13 protein-coding genes and 1 tRNA gene are annotated in these 15,589 nt (G+C 50.3%); 2 read left to right on the top strand and 12 right to left on the bottom strand.

Translation table 11 applies throughout. The features are described from left to right. Nucleotides 1–371 precede the first annotated feature (371 nt). Complete coding sequence (locus ACR0LX_RS01180) at nt 372–1,511, top strand: hypothetical protein (RefSeq protein ID WP_480782235.1); 1,140 nt, start codon at nt 372–374, stop codon at nt 1,509–1,511. A gap of 1 nt (nt 1,512) precedes the next feature. Further along, the gene (locus ACR0LX_RS01175) at nt 1,513–2,103 is read left to right on the top strand and encodes a hypothetical protein (RefSeq protein ID WP_480782234.1); all 591 of its coding nucleotides are present in this window, start codon (nt 1,513–1,515) and stop codon (nt 2,101–2,103) included. Nucleotides 2,104–2,337: 234 nt separating this feature from the next. Here ACR0LX_RS01175 and ACR0LX_RS01170 read toward each other — a convergent pair whose 3' ends face one another. The 12 genes from ACR0LX_RS01170 to sufC form a co-directional block, all read right to left on the bottom strand. Beyond that, nucleotides 2,338–2,916: a recombinase family protein gene (locus ACR0LX_RS01170; protein WP_480782233.1), complete on the bottom strand. Its 579-nt coding sequence runs from the start codon at nt 2,914–2,916 to the stop codon at nt 2,338–2,340. Nucleotides 2,917–3,231: 315 nt separating this feature from the next. Then, nucleotides 3,232–5,058: an ATP-binding protein gene (locus ACR0LX_RS01165; protein ID WP_480782232.1), complete on the bottom strand. Its 1,827-nt coding sequence runs from the start codon at nt 5,056–5,058 to the stop codon at nt 3,232–3,234. 10 nt (nt 5,059–5,068) lie between these two features. Then, entirely contained in the window at nt 5,069–5,287 is a 219-nt protein-coding gene (locus ACR0LX_RS01160; RefSeq protein WP_170509823.1) for a hypothetical protein, read from the bottom strand. Nucleotides 5,288–5,987: 700 nt separating this feature from the next. Beyond that, complete coding sequence (gene lepB, locus ACR0LX_RS01155; protein WP_480782231.1) at nt 5,988–7,319, bottom strand: signal peptidase I; 1,332 nt, start codon at nt 7,317–7,319, stop codon at nt 5,988–5,990. 968 nt (nt 7,320–8,287) lie between these two features. After that, nucleotides 8,288–9,580, bottom strand: a complete 1,293-nt coding sequence (locus ACR0LX_RS01150; protein WP_480782230.1) for a hypothetical protein — start codon at nt 9,578–9,580, stop codon at nt 8,288–8,290. 19 nt (nt 9,581–9,599) lie between these two features. After that, nucleotides 9,600–10,994: a tyrosine-type recombinase/integrase gene (locus ACR0LX_RS01145; protein WP_480782229.1), complete on the bottom strand. Its 1,395-nt coding sequence runs from the start codon at nt 10,992–10,994 to the stop codon at nt 9,600–9,602. A 77-nt stretch (nt 10,995–11,071) separates the two neighbouring features. Then, nucleotides 11,072–11,148: transfer RNA gene (locus ACR0LX_RS01140), tRNA-Arg, on the bottom strand. Between the two features lie 75 nt (nt 11,149–11,223). Beyond that, nucleotides 11,224–12,444, bottom strand: coding sequence for a cysteine desulfurase (locus tag ACR0LX_RS01135; RefSeq protein WP_480782228.1), 1,221 nt, complete (start codon nt 12,442–12,444; stop codon nt 11,224–11,226). Further along, nucleotides 12,437–13,030 carry a YIP1 family protein gene (locus tag ACR0LX_RS01130; protein ID WP_480782227.1) on the bottom strand — a complete coding sequence of 198 codons (594 nt, stop codon included), beginning with the start codon at nt 13,028–13,030 and terminating at the stop codon, nt 12,437–12,439. The genes ACR0LX_RS01135 and ACR0LX_RS01130 overlap by 8 nt, the downstream gene beginning before the upstream one ends. Further along, entirely contained in the window at nt 13,027–13,512 is a 486-nt protein-coding gene (locus tag ACR0LX_RS01125) for a YIP1 family protein (protein ID WP_480782226.1), read from the bottom strand. Before ACR0LX_RS01125 ends, ACR0LX_RS01130 begins: the two co-directional genes overlap by 4 nt. After that, nucleotides 13,512–14,792, bottom strand: a complete 1,281-nt coding sequence (gene sufD, locus ACR0LX_RS01120) for a Fe-S cluster assembly protein SufD (protein WP_480782225.1) — start codon at nt 14,790–14,792, stop codon at nt 13,512–13,514. The genes ACR0LX_RS01125 and sufD overlap by 1 nt, the downstream gene beginning before the upstream one ends. Then, nucleotides 14,792–15,547, bottom strand: coding sequence for a Fe-S cluster assembly ATPase SufC (gene sufC / locus ACR0LX_RS01115; RefSeq protein WP_480569860.1), 756 nt, complete (start codon nt 15,545–15,547; stop codon nt 14,792–14,794). Before sufC ends, sufD begins: the two co-directional genes overlap by 1 nt. Between the last annotated feature and the right edge of the window lie 42 nt (nt 15,548–15,589).

The following is a 15,589-nucleotide window of genomic DNA, read 5'->3' as shown; positions in this document are numbered from 1 at the left end:
CCCTAACCCAGGAATACAGACCTCTGGACGCGGATTTGAGTAGATGGCGCACCTGAGAGGATTATTGTCTAGCTTCATTGCCATTTTTGCAACTTATTAACAATGACTTAAGGCCACTAACGTTACGCATGTGTCAACTATTGTGTCACCTAAGAAGTCCAACTTTTTTGTTGGTGGGGCTCACTATTTCGTCATCGTTAAAATGGGCAGTCGGCATCAGCAGAGAACTGGTCAAGGCTCAGACTTTCTTGTTATCCTTGCCAAACGGTATCCGCTCAAGGTCCTGCGGGTGAAAAAAACTATGCGCCTCGCCTGCGGCATCTCGTTGATACTCAGAACCATTTTTTTTGAAAATTGGGGGGATTTCTCCAATGAAGGAAAAATCAGCTTCTGAAGTTAAACTTTGGTATCAAACTCTAGAGTTGATCCGCTACATACTGATCGGAAACCCCCTAAAACGCTTTTTTACGACAATTTTCTTTGGCGGAATTACCTTAATCGGCGGCGAAGGGCTGATATACCTGCTTGCGGAATCCGCACTGGTTCACGTCGATTTGGGTGCCGACGGCTCAGAGCAGAACCATGATGCTGACAGAAATCTGCTAACCGTGCGAAACGCCGGTTTATTGCTTTGCGCCACCGGAATCTTCCTTCACTTGGCTCTGTATGCCTTTGAAAAGTTTACAGAATGGAAGGCAGCAAAAAGGGCACATAGAAACAAGAAGGCCCAGCTGGTTGGAAAACTAAACGAAATCGCACGCACATTTTCTGATGACCAAATCCCTACCCACTCCAACCACATAAAAGACGATATCGATGAAGCAAAGAAACTTGCGCTGGAACTTAAACCTGAGCTGACTGAAGCTGTTCTGTCAGATCCGATGTTTGCCGTCGTTGCTGCAGCCAAAATCGATCCAGCATTATCCAATCCATATTTGGGTGTGACCGCTGAAAAGCTTATGGAATTCGCCAGGCGTTTGGCGGATAACTCAAAATCGATAACCGCTGCGTCGACACTTTCCGTTAGAAGACTGATTGAGTATTCAGCCGTCCTCGCATTCGGATTGGTTGGATTGTTTTTTGTGTCCATAGCAGTTGGTTCGTTCAAAGCACCAATGCGCATAACTACACTGGCGGAAAGTGGTGAAACATGGAGCCCCGGCGACTGCTACCGGCCAGATGGTTGTCCCGGGAAAAAAATCTCGGGAAAAATCTTCGACTGGCTTTCAGAAGAGTGCCCATTGCCTAGCTTTATTTTCGGCGATTGCGACGGTATTGTAGCGCAGTATGCTACTGGGCGACGTTATAACACATATTTCGACAAGCAAGATATGCTTTGGCCGTTGGAGCTTGCCGGTCCTTTCAGAGTGGCAACTCGGGACCCCTTTTCAATTTACGAGCAGCTTGCCGAAACCTACCCAGATTGCATCGTGATTAAAAAAACTGATACTGGTCTCTTTCTGGAGGTCAAAAAAACTGAAGAGATTTGTAGAAACGTAAAGGAGGATTGAAATGCTTCTTAGAATTCTTTTTTATTTTTTGTTTTCAGTACTTTCCATGGGACTTTCCCACGAAGTGGTCGCAGCTACGTATACGTGTACAGAAGTGGATGACAAGGCCACCCTGACTTATAGCGGTGGCGACACTGTTACCGACAATCACTCAGACAAGAACTGTAGTTGGACAATTGGTACTTCAAATTGTTCCGGTTGTTATCGACCAGAATGGCGTCAGTTTCAAACCTTGATAAACGAACTCGCTACAAACGCTGGGTATAGCCTCTATAGGGATCGTTCTATTAAAGAGTTTTTTCCAGCTATGTATACGATTGCACAAGAAAGACTGGGAGTTGATTTAAGTAACGTTGATCTAGACGAATTTAGCTGTGATCGACATGATTCCTATGGTGATGTCTACCTCGACTATGACAACGTCGGATTTAATGCCTCGATCGCCTGCATAGTTTTCGAACCTGGGTACAACAATGAAGTCCGCATAGGAAATACACTGATTCAAACTGCCAACGACCTTCTAATCATTTCTGTCAAAGGCAGTGGTTGGGATGATGGCGAGATAACCACCTACGTGACAGTGCCCCGTTAGTACCTGACTGCAACAAGGCCTTCTTTGGCTCTGAAACCAACGGGTCCGCCACCTGCTTTGGGAAACGGAAGATCATGAATGGCATACAAGCAACCGAAGCAGAAAGTTCTTTAGCTTTGTGGCTGGTTTAGGTGAACAGGAAACATGAACTGCTCGGCCCTGTACTGTCGTTGACCACGCTAAAAGTTGGTTTGGCTGTTTCACAGGGCCGTTTACCAAGAAACTTCGTCTAATTCAGCACTGAGCTTCCATAGCGACTGATTGACGAGCATCATTGACGATCCGGTAGACTGATCTCTGAGAAATACTCAGGCGCTGGGCTATTTCTTGCTTCTTATAGCCTTGACCCAGTAGCTGAAGCACCTCAGAGGTTCGCATACGTGCCGTTGGTTTTCTGCCTTTGTATTTGCCCTCGGCTTTGGCCTTGGCTATTCCTTCTCGCTGACGTTCCAGCATCATCTCTCTTTCAAACTGAGAGATAGACCCAAGGACATTCAGCATGAGCTTCCCTGTGGCTGTGGAGGTATCAAGGGACATGTCGAGTACTCTTAGGGCGACGCCACTCTTTGTGAGTTCATCCACTATCTCTCCGAGGTGTCGGACCGAACGAGCAAGACGGTCAAGCTTGGTGACTATGAGGACATCTCCCTCTCTGCAGAAGCTGAGGGCGTCACTGAGGGCCTCTCTGCGGGCAACAGAGGAGACTTGCTCGGAGTAGATCTTCTCACATCCAACTTCTGAGAGTGTCTTCTGTTGAGCTTCCAATCCTGCTTGTTGTTCCAGTGTAGATGTTCTTGCGTATCCGATAATCATGCTGGCGGTTTCCTTTAGGTTCCTAGACGTTGAGGCAATTGCTTGCCAAAAGCCGAGATCGACTTCATTGCCACCATTTCCTCCACCCTGGGAAGACGGACACAGAACCTTGGCCTATTGGCAGATTTTTTTAGCTGGAAACTAAGGGGTGGGGGGTTTTGGAAACCGACTTCAAAAAGGAGGGGCTATATTGTTCTTATTATTCCCACAAAAAAAACGGTTCCTTAGAGGTGCAGAAGCTGAAAGGTATGAGCACCAGAATCTCAGTTAATTGAGTGCACTGTCTTATCAGGACTGAGCGGCCCAAGGTTGCGACTATTCAACGGCGTCAACGGTTTGACTATCAATTGGCTGTACGGTGCGGAGCCGATGACCAAGGCTGTGGTAGGCGCTACTTATCACGTCTCGCCAGCCATCCGCCGCAAGGCTTAAACATACGGGATCAAGCGCACGTTTTACGTCGTCGGGTGCCCACACACGGTTCAGTTGCTTTGCCTTCGCGTAGACGACAGCATAACCAATGCGGCCTAGGAAGATTTTCTCCGCCCACTCTGTTGCAAGATAGCGCACCAGTTCTGGGTCTTCATGGTTGCCATACCTAACCGTCAGGTCATCTTTCGTGTCGCCAATGGACGGATAAAGCATATTGACGAACAGTTCGTTCGTCGTTTCGATGTAGATCGCTGCTTTGCCTGTTATCCCATGATCTTCGATGTCCTGTTCGTCGCGCAGTTGGATAAATTCCGGCGGCTGTTCCATATTCTTGGATATCGACGCACGCTTCGTACCCAGCGGGTTGAAGATCAATTCGTCTGGTTTTTCTGAACTGACTTGGTCGCTTTTCCCCTCCCCGCCCTCAGGATTCGGTTGGGCGCCACGAGCGCCACCATCTGTTACCGGTTGGTCGCCCAACAATGACTCACGCGGGCTTTTCACGCGCAATCGAAGGTTATTCAGCATCTGTTGGAGTTCTTTGCGTAGCTCGCTTGTGTCTGTCGAGCTTTTGGGTGCGAACTCACTTATGCGATCTATCAGCCACTGTGGGCGATTTCGATACACAAGCTCTGCGAAGTCTTCGACTGTGACTTCCCTTTGATCTCCGGCCTTCAACTGCAAAAAACGCCTGTAAGGCTCATGACGTACCGGGAAATCGTCCGGCACTTCGATGTGAACTGAAATATGCTTGGCTCCAAACGGAATGCCGAACATCGGAGCGTCTACCTTCCACTTTTGAGACTTCCGCACATCGTACATCTCACCCTTGTAGATAATGCAGGCAGTGCTCAGGTTAGACGCGAAGGACCCGCTGACGGATTGATTGTGCGACGTGTTCTTGTATGGCGGATCGAAGTAGAAGTGGATGACAATCCCACCCTCGACTTCGACAGCTTCGTATCCACCAAATACGTCCCGACGTTCCAGAATGGTCTTGAAGGTCCGGCGTCCGTCACGCGGATGAGTACCCTCATTCAGGCCTAACTCAACACCCTCCGGCAGGCGATAGATACGGTGGTACAGCCCCGTAGCGATCCACTGTCTGTCCGTCTCTGGGTCGCCGTCGTATGGGTCAGCAACGGTATCTTGCTCTGCTCGGTTGCCAAGAAGAACAACTTCCGTCCAATCCTCGTCGGTGCTGTACTCGCCTTCAGTGATGACTTGGTCAGTTACATCCAGCACCTCTTCAAAGCCATCTTCAACCGGCTGGGGTATCTTGCCATATATACCGTCTCGGTTCCCCATGAGAACTTGGCTCACGGCACCGTCGCGGCAGGATCGGTATCGCATTCCAAGTTTGTTTGATGGCAGTGAAGCGACCTTCGCACCCATGCCGAAGTTGCCTTCCAATGCCATGTCTTTGCCGAGTGACGCTGCCAAGTCACAGATGTGGAGCAACTGACCACTATCCAGACCCGGCCCCGTGTTCCATATCGCAAGCTTCCTTGCCGACCCAGTAAGCTCTACGTGCTTACCGAGTATCTCGACCCTTCGACCGAACAGGTCGTCCGCTTTCGAGGCAGCTTCAATCGCGTTCACGACAAGTTCACGAAGCATCATCGTCTTCGGACACTGCTCGATCTGCCTTGCGACCGTGAAGTCGATGTCGTGGATTTTGAGAGGATGGATACGGTTAAAGTCGATCACTGGAACACCCTCATAGCTTGAATTCGCCACCACGGGACGACGTGGCTCCGAACCGGCTCTCGACTTCGCCTACAGCATCGCGCAGCGCCTTTATTATCTTCCGCGTCTCTTCCTGCTCGTAGGTATACGTTGCCCGGTTTGACAGGTTGCCAATAAGCCTTATTGCATCGAGCGCCTTATTGGTCCGTTTTTCAGCAAGTTCTCTGAACTTCTCGTGTTTCTTGTCCATAATACCCACCTACTCCACACAAACACCGAGGATCGTCGCTTCACGCCTCATGGAGGAGATATTATTGTCATATATAGGAATATTTCAAGATTATTTGTAGTTTATTTTACTAATATTTCATAAATACCTTATATTTTGAAGTGCGAAAAGAAAGCTGTCTTCGCCGTAAGGATTTGTATTTTAACTATTTTAAGGAAGTTCTCCGACGAATCTCTACGATGTCACAACAGTGCTGTGTGGGAGAGTGGATTCAGCATCTGATGAAACCTATGCAAACTAAAGCCACGTCTTCCAGAAAAGTTTGGAACAAAGAAGACACTGCCGTCCATGCGCTTTTTCGGAACGATAGCTTACCGCCACCGAAGAATACAGACATCAAGGCAGACAAGTAGGCTTCCCAATCGCGGCGTTGACGACAGCCAGCAGCCGTTTCGTGTCACGTGCCGATCTCTTAATTCAGAGGACTTTATCTTTCTCAAAAACCGCGATTGCCTTGGTACAGTTCAACCTCCCTCTTCCAGATTGTGCCCATTAGCCCCACTATTCAGCGAACTCACCAGAGCTTCGGTTTCACCGAAGGCTTCTTTTTCGACCTCAAACGAGGTGGTGCCACAAGTGATACCTAACCGCACAGTTTGCCTGGCGTAGACAATGCCATGAATTCAATGTGTTGATCTTATTCTCGAGCAACTGAGTTAGGTCAGCGAACCAACCCTATGTCCGTCGGGAATGCTACAAAGAAGACACGTCCAATTACCTTATCGTGAAAAACAAAGCCACCACCTTGCTCGGTGCCCCATGAATGGGGTCGATTATCTCCAATAACAAAAAATGCATCGCGCGGTACTATGTAAGTTGGGCTTTCTGCATATATTTCGCGATAGTTCTGTAAGACTCGGTAACTTCTCCCATTAGGCAGAGTTTCGGTAAATTCCGATAGCCTTTCTATATCTGGCTCCTGATCGACATCCCAGTATATTGAAACCTCTATGTTTTGACGTCCCTCTACTGACTCACGTACCACCTCGGCACCATCAATTTTCATTTTACCATCTTCCGTGAATTCGACGGTTTGGCCCCCAATAGCGATCACCCTTTGAATGTCATCCACATAGTCTGTAAATTGGTTGAAACTTCTTCCTTGAATTTCACCAAACGCAATTACGTCGCCTGGTTCGAGTTCAGCAGGGTTTACCCTCAAATCAATTATAGCAAGAGACCCGCCTGGGAGTGTCGGTTGCATCGACGACCAAGGCCAAACTCCGTTGTATGTAGGTGCTCCAAGCGGCCCCATCATTGAGTGGCGAAGGTAGGTCTTTGCAGACTCAACTCCACTAACGCCAGCAACCGCACAAAAAGCAACAACATTAGCGACAATAGCTATTAGAAAGTACTTAATGATCCCGACGCCACATGCGACACAAGACAATCGAAGAGTTAGGAAACCACCAACTAAACCAACTGCCATAAAAACCAAATTGTAGATGATCAAGTGTTTCCACAGCATCACACTTGAAAACAACTCAAACACAGAGAGAAATAACAATACGGAGATCGTCATGGACAAAAAGCAAATTGACGTACCATACAACAGTGCCCGCAATAATCTTTGCGGCCGTACTTTGTAGCCCAACAACGCTAGAAGTAAAGCTGAGGGTATCGCCCAGACGACCACAACAAAGAGTGTGATGCTTACCAACGGCTTGGGAACAGTCTCCAAAAACAATCTGACTAGTTTGTTTTCCGAGTCGAAAGAATAATAGCTAAACGGATTATCTGGCCAAAAAGTTTCGAAAGCCGCAACACAAAACAACACTGACACAGCAAAAAATGCGACCGGGTCTAGGAGCTTTCTATTCTTAAGTAATATCTTTAGGCTTCCGGAGTAGAACACTGGAAACACTGAGAGATATTTGATCAGCAAATCCCCGGTTTTCTTTATGTATCCTGATTGTTGGTATGATTTTGCAAGTGTTTCCGAATATCTCCTAAGTCGGGTTCTGAATAAACTTTCTGAAAATCTGCCAAGCATCAATAAATCTCCGATCTAATACCCACGATGGCCGACCCACGATCTGAATATTAAATCCGAATGCGCCGTTACAAAGCCATGTCGAATTCGTACATCGATGCAACGCCGACAGCGCTGCCTCAAAAGCATTGACAGTTATGTCAAAATTCGCACCAATTGTCACGTCAGCAGTCGCGACACTGATTGCTATCTCGTCTTTCTTACATCCAAGCGTTCCCATTAAGTTCACGACTAGCAAGCGCTTAACCTCTCCGATCAAAGTCTCGGGTTGGCCCCCAAATCTACCTATCATCCGAGATTTCCGTCAGTTCGTGATGCGTGGGCAAAGGCCGTAACGTCGCGTCGTGGGGACTCGTTGGCATTCCGGAACGGCTCTTTAGTTTCATGCGAACAGTGATGGCTGCACAGTCCAGTTGGGATTTTACATCAAACCGACAAGTCTAAAATGCTCTGGGATGTTGTCTGATGAAGTCTCAAGAGTTTTGAATCTCTCAGAGTTGGAGGCTTTAAGCACATAACAAAAGCGAGGTTTAACAAATTGATATAAAACCTAAATAAGTCAAACTATCCATTGCCCCGAGAGCGCTCTGAGAGCCTCTTAGAGCCCCGTAAGGCGGTCCATTACAACCTCTTAGCCCTAACCCCCTACCAGAAAGAAGCAAACGGCCCTGTACTGTTCCTTTGGATTGATCCAATGAAGCCAAGCATCTCGTTGATTGTATCGATGAATAAAAGACTCTAAAAGCCACTTAAACTTAACAAACACTCGGAGCCATTCAACGACGGCCTTAGCGTTCATAGTAACCCGTAAGGTAGGACATTATGGTATCTACCGTTAGCATTTTAGAAGTAGACTACAAGCAATCTAATACACATCGTATGGTCAAACCAAATCTTACACGTAGGAGCAGTAAGTAATTGAATCAGATAAGTTAATAGTCCCAGTATCTACTGAGGATTCTTCTTCATCAAAGTTCCACCTCTAAGGTTGGCTTAACTCCAACATGCTCAAAAAACGCTTCGATGAACACTTCTTTTGCAGTATCTATGTCCTTTGCGCGAACAATTAGACAATCATGGATTGGAAGTGCTGGTACATTGTGTTCGCGTTTTAGTATCAGGAGAGTGCGATTCATTATGTTTGAGTCAATTGCCTGAAGTTTCAGCGAGTTAAATCCACGAGCCTCTAGATCATCCAAGAAGGGGTAGTACTCTATCAGTTTAGATTGGACTGGGTTGCTTCTACTGCTTACCCTTCCATTACCAACAATTGTATTTACTGCCTGTTTGACTTCGGCTCGATCAATTCCCGCTATCTCGTAAAGGTCGACACCAGCTTCATACTCGGCACCAAACAAGCCATGAAGCATGGTTAGTTGACAGGCCTTTATGTCGATTTCAGCTGTAGCTTCGCCACCAATCTGGATACCTTTACGGTCTTCAGACTTCCAATTTATGTAGGTGGACTCAGAACCGTAAAATCTACCCCCCATATCCCATTGATAGTCCTCAGTATCGCCATTGTTGAACAAGCGATACAGCGCAGGAGGCGCACCAAAGCTGTACTGCCATTCAGCCAAGAATCCATTGATTTCCCGAACATCAGCTTCGAGTGCATCAGTCTTTGGTGTTTTTTCGTACGGAATGAGTCTGCCCTTAGCCTGACCACTGGTCTTTGTTGCTCTGAGGCTGACCGGTTGGGACTTTTTGAATTCTGTCCTGAAATGCAGAGACAAAGTAGCTGGGCTTATTCCAAATTCCTCAAGCTTTGTCAGCAAAAGAGGTTTCGCCCGAAGTCGGGTAGCCCAACGCTTATTGGGAGTGTTCGGATGATATATCTCCCCATCCCATTCATCACTGCCTCGAAAGCCGTCAACAACGTCCAATAGGCCCATATGGGGCCATTCTTCCTTTAGGGATTCATAGTGTCTGCTAGATGCCAAAGTGTCTCTGAACTTGGTTCTATCACTCAATCGCCAACAGTAACCGTTTGCCTCACTGTTCAATGCTGCTTCCAACAAATCTCCTATAAGCGCAGCAATAGTAGCTTTTAGTGACAGAGCAGCTTCAGCTTTGAGGCCCCTTATTCTTCTTCCTTGTTCTTTGCGAAAGGAAACGGTTTGCTCAAACAACTCATCAACGGCCCTTTTAGCTTCTTCTGAAAAGGGAACCATCAGTAAAGGAGCCATTTTTGCTGACCTCAGTTCCTCAGGTTCAAAGTCTGGAACGATCTTCTCAGCAATGCCTTTTTCGTCTTTCATTTCTTTTTTCTTCAATCGTTTACGTTGGATTTACCGCATGTACTAGCTCGCATTCGATCATATGCAGTAGATGATTATGAAGAACCGAGAGCTCATGTCCCAAACCGTAGGTTTCCCCTACACCGTAAGTCTTCCAGCCCCCGATCCGGTCATGAATATCCTTTGGACAGCCTGTATTTCTTAGTCTGTCTTTCATCGAATGCCTTAGGCTATGCATACTTTGCTTTTCACCTCTAAGTCCCTGTTCAGTCAGCCATTTGTTCAACGCGGCGGAGGTTGCATTTTTGTCGTAGTCACCATGCCTAGTGACCAGAGGAAAAAGATAATCCTCTTCTGAAGCAGCCATAGCTTGCTTCACACCCCACAAAGCCGCACCAACTAAGGGAACCTTCCTAGCTGATCCGTCGTTTTTGACTTCTCTGACGCTATTTGCCGCGATGCAGACATACGGTATCGTTTCATCCAAATGGACATCACTCCGAAGTAATCCGGCAATCTCAGACAGTCTCGCACCAGTATCGCTTAGGGCTGCAATCAACCACCTGCGCTCATCGTTGACCTCGATACACCGTTTCTGAATTGACATAATCTGTTCAACTGTGAACGGGTTCTTTGTTTGTTCAAAATCCCTTTCGGATTCCGGTATTTGCAGTTTCTCTAGTGGGTTATTCATTACGACTTCGAGTTCGAAGATAGCCGTCTTGAATACCGGCCTCACCTGAGCGAGATACCTTTTTATCGTCGCCTTTTTCACACCGCTTTCAAGCAGGTCCTTAACGTAGGCATTCCCGTGTTCCCGCCGAAACTGATCTATTGGCATGTCTCCATTGACCTTTATGAACCTCTGTGTGGCTCGGTCAAACTGAGGGTCTGATGCCCGTCTTGGATGAAAGTACAGGTGCTTCACAATAACTTCAGAGAAGCTGGGGCAGGTGAGTTTATTCAGTTCATCACCTTCAGCATAAAACAACTCAGCTGCCATCCTAAGGCTTGCTGGTAGACGTTCCTTCACGATACCGGGGTTGTTTCCGTAGGGGTCGTGAGAGTGAGCGAGGAGTTCATCTACAAACTCATCCGGCTCGATGTCGTATTTGTCGTACTCGACGGCTTGACCCGGCTTCAGACCATACTTTCGCAGTACCGCCATTCCCTCTTCTCTAGTCTGAAGGTCTGATTGCCCCTTCGACCTCAACAGGCTCCACTCTCTGTCGATGCGCCTAGTTTCTTCGAGTGATCGCTTTGCTGCCAATGCAGGGTTGTCAGTCTTGAGCGAGGAAAACAGATGGGCTTTCCCATCGTATCTATTCTGTAGGTCGGACGGAATTCGACGGCGATAGTAGGCTGCGCCCCTACGCCACTCTACGTATTTTATTTTCATACTGATTGGGCCGATTTTGAACCAACTTGCTGCCATGTGTCACCTAATGTGTCACCTAACAGAGCGCAATAACAAACTAACTCATTGTATTTATTGTATTATGCTATTTGATATGGCGCACCTGAGAGGATTCGAACCTCTGGCCTCTGCCTTCGGAGGGCAGCGCTCTATCCAGCTGAGCTACAGGTGCGTTGAGCGTTAGCTATCGTTCTTCGAAACAGGGTGCAACTGAAAATGCGCTGTAATCAGATGGTTTCCGACCGGTTCACGCGAACAGGTCGTGTGCCAGTTCCAACGCATCGATCAACGTGTCGACCTCGTCCTTGGTATTGTACAAACCAAAGCTGGCGCGGCAGGTTGCGGTCACGCCGAGGTGGTCCATCAAAGGCCCGGCACAGTGGTGGCCGGCACGAACGGCAACGCCTTTCTTGTCCAGAATGGTCGAGACGTCATGCGCGTGCCCTGCTCCATCCAGAGTAAAGCTGAAGATCGCTGCTTTGGTTGCAGTCGTGCCCTGAACCTGAAGCCAGTTCAGACCGGCAAACCGTTGCATAGCATAGTCGCGCAGCCCTGCTTCATGCGACGCGATTGCGTCCATTCCCAGGTCCATCATGTAATCCAGCGCCACGCCGAGACCGATCGTCTGAACTATGCCGGGCGTCCCGGCCTCGAACTTCATCGGCGGGTCGTTGTAGATGACCTGTTCTTTCGAGACCTCTTTGATCATGTCGCCGCCACCGATAAAGGGGCGCATTTCGGCCATGCGGTCAGATTTGATGTAAATCGCGCCCGACCCTGACGGACCATACAGCTTGTGGCCCGTGATTGCATAGAAGTCGCAGCCAATATCCGGCACGTCGACCGGCATGTGAACCGCACCTTGGCTGCCGTCGACCAAAACCGGCACCCCCTTTGCATGCGCCCCTTCCGTGATGGTTTTGACATCAACAACGGTGCCCAGAACGTTCGAGCAATGGGTGACAGCAACCAGCTTGGTTCGCGGGCCGATGGCGTCGATCACGGCCTGCGGGTCCAGATGACCGGTCGCATCGACATCCACCCATTTCAGCACGACACCTTGCCGTTCGCGCAGGAAATGCCAGGGCACGATATTGGCGTGATGTTCCATGACGCTCAGAACAATCTCGTCCCCTGCTTCCAGTCGCGGCATCGCCCAGCCATAGGCGACCAGATTGATCCCTTCGGTGGTGCCAGAGTTCAGGACGATCTCATCCTCATTGGGCACACCCAAAAAACGGGCGACTGTTCCGCGAACGGCCTCGTACTTCTCCGTGGCGAGGTTGGACAGATAATGCAGCCCGCGGTGCACATTGGAGTATTCATGCGCATAAGCCTGTGTCACTGCATCGATCACAGCCTTCGGTTTTTGCGCCGAGGCGCCATTGTCCAGATATGTCAATGGCTTGCCATTCACCTCTCGGGACAGGATCGGGAAATCAGCGCGGATTTTCTGAACGTCATACATTGGCGGGAATTCCCAGCATCGGCCCACCGACAAGAGACAGCAGGACAGTGACAACAACGGCGATGGCCAGCGCCGACAGTACGATCACACCCAACGCCTTTAACGGAGAACCAAAGCGATGAGCCTGATCGATGAAATGAACGGTGATGTAGAGGCCCAGCAAGAACACCGCAACAGCCACAATGGTAAGCAACCCGGGCATGACGATCAGCACGACGATATTGGCTGCCTGCACCAATACGCGCAGGAACTGCAACCACACCATGACGATCATAATGTCATCGAATGACGCGGTTCCGCCCAGCTTGCGACCAACCTGATAGAAGGCCGCGATGCTCAGGATCAGACTGCCGCCGACAACAACAAAAAAGACCACCAAAGAGTTGCCAATTCCTTGCAGATCCGGGTCCTGGATTGGGGCCAGAACGTTGGACAGAACGTGCATCAGCGCATTCAGAACAACGGCCAATGCCAATCCCAGCCACAAGGTTTCGCGGCCCGGTTTCATCGCCAGCAGCTGACGCGCTGCCAGGGCGGGGTTTGTCACTGTCGTAACCATCAGGGAACGCAGGTTAATCTCAGTCATGCGGTGCGCCCTTCTGCTCGGATCAACCCTGACATCCAAAACCACAAAAAGACGATGAACCACAAGAGGCCCGTAGCGGTTTGTGTCGGTCCCGGCCCGATAAACCCGGCCACCAGCCCGTTCAACAGGATTAAAGGGGCCGAGGCCAACAGGGCCCAGAACAGCGATAGGCGCGCACCGAACCAGTCCCCCTTACCGCCAACTGCGCGGGCAATCAGATGCGTCAGGCCAGCAATAAGGTAAAGCACAAGCGGCATGCAGATCAGCCAAGCGAACAAGCCGCCTGCCAATAGTGCATTCAGTTCCTGTCCGGTTACGTAGGCTTCGCGAGACAGGCGCGGCGTGTCGGCGACAAACACGATGGCACAGCCGATCATGACGAAAGCCAGCGCGCGATCCTCGCGCTGACCCATGTCAAGAAGCCGCCCGACAACACGGCCTGGGCCGCGATACGTGGCCACTATGTCCTGTGTGACAGGCATCAGCGGCGGCGTGCCAGCCAATCTTGCAGACGCGAGACGATCACACCGGCCAGTTCCTCATCCTCGATCTCTTCCACCGCTTCGGCCAGAAACGCCAGCGTCAGCATGTCGGTGGCATCATCGGTCGGAACGCCGCGCGAGCGCAGGTAAAACAACGCCGTTTCATCAATCGCGCCCGAGGTCGATCCATGTGAACACGCGACATCGTCGGCATAGATCTCAAGCTCGGGTTTGGCGAGAAACTGGCTGTCATCGTCCAGCAACAGCGACTGGCTGATCTGATAACCATCCGTCTTCTGTGCGCCTTCCTTGACCAGGATCTTGCCCTGAAACACGCCCGTTGCACCGTTGCGCAGCACTTTCTTGAACACCTGACGGCTTTCGCAGTTTACCGCGTCATGCGTGACAAAGACCGTGTCATCGTGATGGAAATCCCCGTCGCCGACGCAAGCCCCGGCAACATGCGCAACTGCATCGTCTCCGGTCAATTCAACAACCTGTTCGTTGCGCGTCAGAACACCGTTCACCGTCAGCGTGAAGGATTTGTAGACAGATTCCTGCCCCATCCGAGTGAACATGTGCGTGGCCGCCCGCCGCTGATGGTCGCGGCCTTGCGCCCGAATGTGATGCAAAGTGCCATGTTCGGCGATATCGATCTCCATGCACTTGTTGAAGCGCGATGCCGCAGGACCGTTTTCAAGGATCGTCGCCTCAGCACCGCTTTCGACCCGCACGATATGATGCAGGATCGCATCCGAGGTCTCGGACGCGTGGCGATAAATAAGGCTGATCGGTTTCGAAGGTTTTCCGGTCACATGGATCGCCACACCGTCAGACGCAAACGCGGTGTTCAGCGCGGCCAACGGACGCTGCACCGGGGTCTGACCTCGTGCCTCAAGAACGCCGTATAACTCTTTGGCCCAATGAATATCTTTGCAGCAGATGTCCTCAAGCCGGTCAATTGTGACACCTTCCAGCTTAAGATCATCCGATTGTTCAGGGCTGAACACGCCGTCGATGAACACGATCTTCAGACGATCGAATTCATGGAACATCATCGGCTCATCGGTCTGAAACAACGCGGCCGACGGGGCCTCGGCCGAGACCAGCGTGTCAGGGCGGGTGTATTTCCAATATTCATCCCGCCGCCCGGGCAGGCCCATTTCACGTACCCGGACCAGAGCGGCCTCGCGCGCTTTGCGCGTGCACCCGGCATCGGGCATGGTCAGCGCTGCCAACCTTTCCTCGGTCGCCGTCTGTTTTGCTTGGGGCAAAGCCATCAGTTCACCTCGGCCAGAATGTCGGCATAGCCATTGTGTTCGACCTCCAGCGCCAGCTCGGGACCACCGGATTTCACGATGCGGCCATCGGCCATGATGTGAACGACATCGGGTTTGATGTGATCCAGCAGACGCTGATAGTGCGTGATGACAAGGAAACTGCGGCCTTCGTCGCGCAGGGCGTTCACACCTTCCGAAACCAGCTTCATCGCATCTACATCCAGACCCGAGTCCGTCTCGTCGAGGATACACATTTTGGGTTCCAGCATGGCCATCTGCAGGATTTCATTGCGCTTTTTCTCGCCGCCCGAGAAACCAACGTTAACCGGGCGCTTGAGCATATCCGCGTCGATTTTTAGCGACTTGGCTTTGGCGCGGATGATCTTCAGAAAATCTGCCGCCGACAGTTCGTCCTGGCCGCGCGCCTTGCGTTGAGCGTTCACCGCGGTGCGCAGGAACGTCATGTTGCCAACGCCGGGGATTTCAACCGGATATTGGAATGCCAGAAACAGGCCTGCCGCCGCGCGCTCTTCCGGCTCCAGTTCCAAAAGATCTTCGTCATCCAAAGTCGCCGAGCCATTGGTCACTTCGTACCCATCGCGGCCCGACAGCACATAGCTGAGCGTCGATTTCCCCGACCCGTTCGGCCCCATGATCGCATGCACTTTTCCAGCCTCGACCGTCAGGTCTACGCCCTTGAGAATTTCCTTCTCTTCTTCCTCAAGTTTGACGTGCAGGTTTTTGATTTCCAGCATTTTTTGTCCTTTTGCGAATCGCACGGGACCACCCGGCCCCCA

This window comes from Ruegeria sp. CH11, assembly GCF_056537105.1.
The sequence above is the reverse complement of the archived record's forward strand: the minus strand, read 5'-3'. Positions and strand labels throughout refer to the sequence as shown.

Bases quoted from the DNA above. Each gene is read 5' to 3' on its own strand.
- ACR0LX_RS01180 (WP_480782235.1), top strand. From the start codon at position 372: ATGAAGGAAAAATCAGCTTCTGAAGTTAAACTTTGGTATCAAACTCTA.
- ACR0LX_RS01175 (WP_480782234.1), top strand. From the start codon at position 1,513: ATGCTTCTTAGAATTCTTTTTTATTTTTTGTTTTCAGTACTTTCCATG.
- ACR0LX_RS01170 (WP_480782233.1), bottom strand. From the start codon at position 2,916: ATGATTATCGGATACGCAAGAACATCTACACTGGAACAACAAGCAGGA.
- ACR0LX_RS01160 (WP_170509823.1), bottom strand. From the start codon at position 5,287: ATGGACAAGAAACACGAGAAGTTCAGAGAACTTGCTGAAAAACGGACC.
- lepB (WP_480782231.1), bottom strand. From the start codon at position 7,319: ATGCTTGGCAGATTTTCAGAAAGTTTATTCAGAACCCGACTTAGGAGA.
- ACR0LX_RS01150 (WP_480782230.1), bottom strand. From the start codon at position 9,580: ATGAAAGACGAAAAAGGCATTGCTGAGAAGATCGTTCCAGACTTTGAA.
- ACR0LX_RS01145 (WP_480782229.1), bottom strand. From the start codon at position 10,994: ATGGCAGCAAGTTGGTTCAAAATCGGCCCAATCAGTATGAAAATAAAA.
- ACR0LX_RS01135 (WP_480782228.1), bottom strand. From the start codon at position 12,444: ATGTATGACGTTCAGAAAATCCGCGCTGATTTCCCGATCCTGTCCCGA.
- ACR0LX_RS01130 (WP_480782227.1), bottom strand. From the start codon at position 13,030: ATGACTGAGATTAACCTGCGTTCCCTGATGGTTACGACAGTGACAAAC.
- ACR0LX_RS01125 (WP_480782226.1), bottom strand. From the start codon at position 13,512: ATGCCTGTCACACAGGACATAGTGGCCACGTATCGCGGCCCAGGCCGT.
- sufD (WP_480782225.1), bottom strand. From the start codon at position 14,792: ATGGCTTTGCCCCAAGCAAAACAGACGGCGACCGAGGAAAGGTTGGCA.
- sufC (WP_480569860.1), bottom strand. From the start codon at position 15,547: ATGCTGGAAATCAAAAACCTGCACGTCAAACTTGAGGAAGAAGAGAAG.